2 protein-coding genes are annotated in these 2,109 nt (G+C 60.6%); one reads left to right on the forward strand and one right to left on the reverse strand.

Annotated features, from left to right (window positions below):
* Positions 1 to 43 precede the first annotated feature (43 nt).
* Positions 44 to 1,318: a sugar MFS transporter gene (locus tag VFO93_RS07560; RefSeq protein ID WP_325133746.1), complete on the reverse strand. Its 1,275-nt coding sequence runs from the start codon at positions 1,316 to 1,318 to the stop codon at positions 44 to 46.
* 289 nt (positions 1,319 to 1,607) lie between these two features.
* Here VFO93_RS07560 and VFO93_RS07565 point away from each other — a divergent pair, with 289 nt between their 5' ends.
* The gene (locus VFO93_RS07565) at positions 1,608 to 1,979 is read left to right on the forward strand and encodes an L-rhamnose mutarotase (protein WP_325133747.1); all 372 of its coding nucleotides are present in this window, start codon (positions 1,608 to 1,610) and stop codon (positions 1,977 to 1,979) included.
* The last annotated feature ends 130 nt before the right edge of the window (positions 1,980 to 2,109 follow it).

Genomic DNA, 2,109 nt, shown 5'->3' on the forward strand with positions numbered 1-2,109 from the left:
CCTCTCCCGGAGGGGAGGGGCCGGGGGTGGGGTAACCCGCCCGCTACGCTACCCGGCGGCTGCCCCGCAGCCCGTACCACATGATGTACACGTAGCACACCACGGGCAGTAGCAGGGCCCAGCGCAGGCTGCTGTAGTCGGCAATGACGCCGAACAGCATCGGGATGAGCGCGCCGCCCACGATGGCCGTGCAGAGCAGGCCCGAGGCTTCTTCGGTCTGGCGGCCCAGCCCGGCCATAGCAAGGGTGAAAATGGTGGGGTACATCAGGGAGTTCATCAGCCCTACTGCCAGTAGACTCCACATGGCCAGCGCGCCCGTGGTGTTGATGGAAAGCAGGACGAGTGCCACCGCCGCGAAGGCATTGAAGGCTAGTAGCTTGGTGGGAGAGAACTTATTGAGCAAGTAAGCACCGGCAAAGCGCCCCACCATCGCGGCGCCCCAGTAGTAGGCCACTTTGCTACCGGCCGTGGCGGGGTCGAGGCCCAGCACGTCGGGCAGGGCCACGTAGTTGACGATGTGCGAGCCGATGGCCACCTCGGCCCCCACGTAGGTGAAGATGCCCAGCACCCCAAACAGCAAATGCCGGTGCTGCCAGATGCTGGGGCTGCCAGGCTGGTCGGCAGTGGCTTCTTCGGCGGCGGGCGTTATCACGGGCAAATGCACGCGGCTCAGCAGCAGGCTGATAAGCAGCAAGGCCCCGCCAATAACCAAGTACGGAATCTGCACGGCCCGCACGTCAATCTGCGCCGCCGAGGCCGCGTTGTTTAGCTTAGGCAAATTACTCAGAATAAGCGCGGTGCCTAGCAACGGCGCGATGGTAGTACCCAGCGAGTTGAACGCCTGCGTGAGCGTGAGCCGGGCCGAAGCCGACTGCGGCGGGCCCAGAATAGCCACGTAGGGATTGGCCGCGACTTGCAGCAGCGTGATGCCCGACGCCAGCACAAACAGCGCCCCCAAAAACAGCCCGTAGGCCCGCTGCGCCGCCGCCGGATAAAACAGAAACGCCCCCACGGCCGCCACCACGAAGCCCAGCAGCATGCCCCGCTTGTAGCCGATACGCTCCACCAGCTTGCCGGCCGGAATACTCATCAGAAAATAAGCCCCGAAAAAGCACAGGTTGATGAGGTTGGCCTTGGCAAACGACAGCTGAAAAATGGCCTTGAGGTACGGAATCAGAATATCGTTGAGGCAGGTGATGAAGCCCCACAGGAAAAACAGCGTCGTGACCGCCGCCAGCGCCGACGTGTAGCGTTGCGTGGAAGCGGGCGCGGTGCCGGTCGGGGGGTAGGAGGTTAGGCTAGGAGGAGCAGCGGCCATCGAGGTAAAGAGGTGGGAATGACGAAGAGAAGAAAGTTAAGAAGGACGTCGGGACGGGAGCGGGCGGTTGAAAATGCCCGAACCAGCTTCGAAAATAAAGCAGGTCGCTACCTTATTGCAGGCCAGCGAGAAAAACTTTCATTATGCGGCCAGTCCGCGGTTGCTGAAATGTTTTAGCAAAGTACTACATTTGAACTTCTCACCGCAGTTGCGCGGACTTTGTAGTCCGCGATGACAGCGCACGTCGCGGACTGCAAAGTCCGCGCAACATTCTCTCACGTGCTACCCTATGGAATACCCGCAAGTCGATTATCCCACGCATTTCAAGCGGTATTGTAAAACCCTGACTTTGCAGGACGACAGTGCTCTCATCGCGCAGTACAAGCGCGCGCACGCGCCGGATGCCGTGTGGCCCGAAATAAACCAGGGCCTGCGCGAAATCGGGATTCTGAAGATGGAAATATACCTGCTGGGCCGCCAGCTGTTCATGCTCATGGACACCGTGCCCGACTTCGACCACGACCAGGCGATGGCGGCGCTGGCCACCCTGCCCCGGCAGGCCGAATGGGAAGCCTACGTGGCGCAGTTTCAGCAGGCGGCGGCCACCAGCACGGCTGACGAGAAATGGGAGTTGATGGAGCGTATTTATCAGCTTGACTAACAGTGATTTTTGATTTGACTGAATGGCCTCTAAACCGTCATGCAGAGCGCAGCGAAGCATCTCGCTTGTTTGCGTCTGCCAACGTCAAGGTTTACTGCGCCACGCGAGATGCTTCGCTGCGCTCTGCATG

The sequence above is a fragment of the Hymenobacter sp. genome (genome assembly GCF_035709525.1).
GTDB lineage: Bacteria > Bacteroidota > Bacteroidia > Cytophagales > Hymenobacteraceae > Hymenobacter.

What these genes read in the sequence shown, in the direction of transcription:
- VFO93_RS07560 (WP_325133746.1), bottom strand. Translation starts at nt 1,318, where the DNA reads ATGGCCGCTGCTCCTCCTAGCCTAACCTCCTACCCCCCGACCGGCACC.
- VFO93_RS07565 (WP_325133747.1), top strand. Translation starts at nt 1,608, where the DNA reads ATGGAATACCCGCAAGTCGATTATCCCACGCATTTCAAGCGGTATTGT.